Origin of the sequence: Ilyomonas limi, assembly GCF_005233845.1 — a bacterium.
Classification (GTDB): domain Bacteria; phylum Bacteroidota; class Bacteroidia; order Chitinophagales; family Chitinophagaceae; genus Ilyomonas; species Ilyomonas limi.
In genome coordinates, this window is the sequence record NZ_SZQL01000059.1 from 1 (window position 1) to 1,627 (window position 1,627).

The following is a 1,627-nucleotide window of genomic DNA, read 5'->3' on the forward strand; positions in this document are numbered from 1 at the left end:
TGTATAGTCCTGAAATAGGTTGACTCCAAAAATGTGGATAAGTCAACTTAAAACAGGACAAAAAAATGAGCAAAAAACAGAGTTCGCAGCGCAGTGAAGCGCAAAAATTATTCTACACAGAAGTCTTCAAACAAAAAATTGTAAATGAAGTATTGAGTGGCAAACTCACTCAACGCCAGGCGCAAATGATTTACGGCATTCGCGGTAATTCCACTATTCTTTACTGGATAAGGCAAAGCAAGGGATTAAAAGGTTATGAGAAAAAACCGGTTCAACCGGCTAATTTTGCGGAAGTGAGAAAAGACATAGCGTATAAAAAATTAGAAGAAGAAAACAAAGAGCTTAAAGAGCTTTTACGTGTGGCAGAATTGCGTGCCGATCTGTGGCAGCATGCCATTGAAGTAGCCGAAAAGAAATTTGATATTGAGATACTAAAAAAGTATGGTGCCCAACCATCCACAGCTTCCATCAGCAAAGACCAAAAGAAAAAGTAACAGAAATGTGTTCGGTGTTTGGGCGAAGCAAGCAGGCTTATTACAAGCAATTGCAATCGAACCAGAACAAAGCTGTACAGGAAGATGTAGTGGTTGGGCTCATCAAGAAAAAACGGGAAACATGGAAACGCGGCAGCGGCAGAAATCTTCATCAATGTTTAAAAAAAGAGTTGTTACAGCATGATATAAAAATGGGGCGCGACAAGTTTTTTGAAGTATTGCGAAACAACAATTTGCTTATAAAACCCAAACGGATAAGAGCAAAAACCACTTGCAGCTATCATCATTTCAATAAGTATAACAATCTGATAGAAGGCTTGCTGCCACAGCGTTGTAACGAAATTTGGGTATCAGACATAACGTATGTATGGTTGAAGCAGCAAGATAAATTTTGTTATCTGAGTCTTGTTACCGATTTGTATTCACGAAAAATAGTAGGCTATTGTGTGCATGAAGATTTAAGTGTAAAAGGCAGCCTTGAAGCATTGAGGCAGGCATTGAAACAGCGAAAAGAAAAAACAGAAAACTTAATACATCACAGCGACAGAGGTGTTCAATATTGCTGCCATGCCTATGTGCAACTGCTCAAGAAAAATAATATTCAAATCAGCATGACCGAGACGGGTGATCCATTAGAAAATGCTGTAGCAGAAAGAATACACAGAACGATAAAAGAGGAATTTACTGAAGACAGAGAAGTAAGTTTCAGTAGTATTGCCGAAGCAAAAGCAAATATCAAAAAGTTCATTGAATTTTATAATCAGCACAGACCGCACAGAAGCATTCAGTGGTACACACCCAATGAAGCACACAAACAAAGAGGAATGCTAAAACGAGTTTGGAAAAGTTATTATAAGCAACAGCGCGAATGGGGAGATTTTATAAAGGCATAAAGCTCCAAAGTAGTAAACAAAAAAATGGCTGCATGGGTGAGCAGCCATCATACAAAGCTTACTACTTCGTCGCATCAGCTTATTCCTGTTGGGTTTAGATCTCCCCAGAACTAAAACACCAATTCCGCTTGGGCTGATGAATCAAAACTGAATTATTTTTGATAAACTAAAAAATACAGCTATCTTATCCCGCTGTGAATAACTCAAAAAAGAGTCAACCATTTTCAGGACGACGCACAT

2 protein-coding genes are annotated in these 1,627 nt (G+C 38.4%); both read left to right on the top strand.

Annotation, left to right across the window (positions count from 1 at the left end; all coding sequences use genetic code 11):
- The first annotated feature begins 65 nt into the window (after positions 1–65).
- Positions 66–494: a hypothetical protein gene (locus FC093_RS23530; protein ID WP_137264273.1), complete on the top strand. Its 429-nt coding sequence runs from the start codon at positions 66–68 to the stop codon at positions 492–494.
- Positions 495–499: 5 nt separating this feature from the next.
- Positions 500–1,387, top strand: coding sequence for an IS3 family transposase (locus tag FC093_RS23535; RefSeq protein ID WP_170971218.1), 888 nt, complete (start codon positions 500–502; stop codon positions 1,385–1,387).
- Positions 1,388–1,627: the final 240 nt, after the last annotated feature.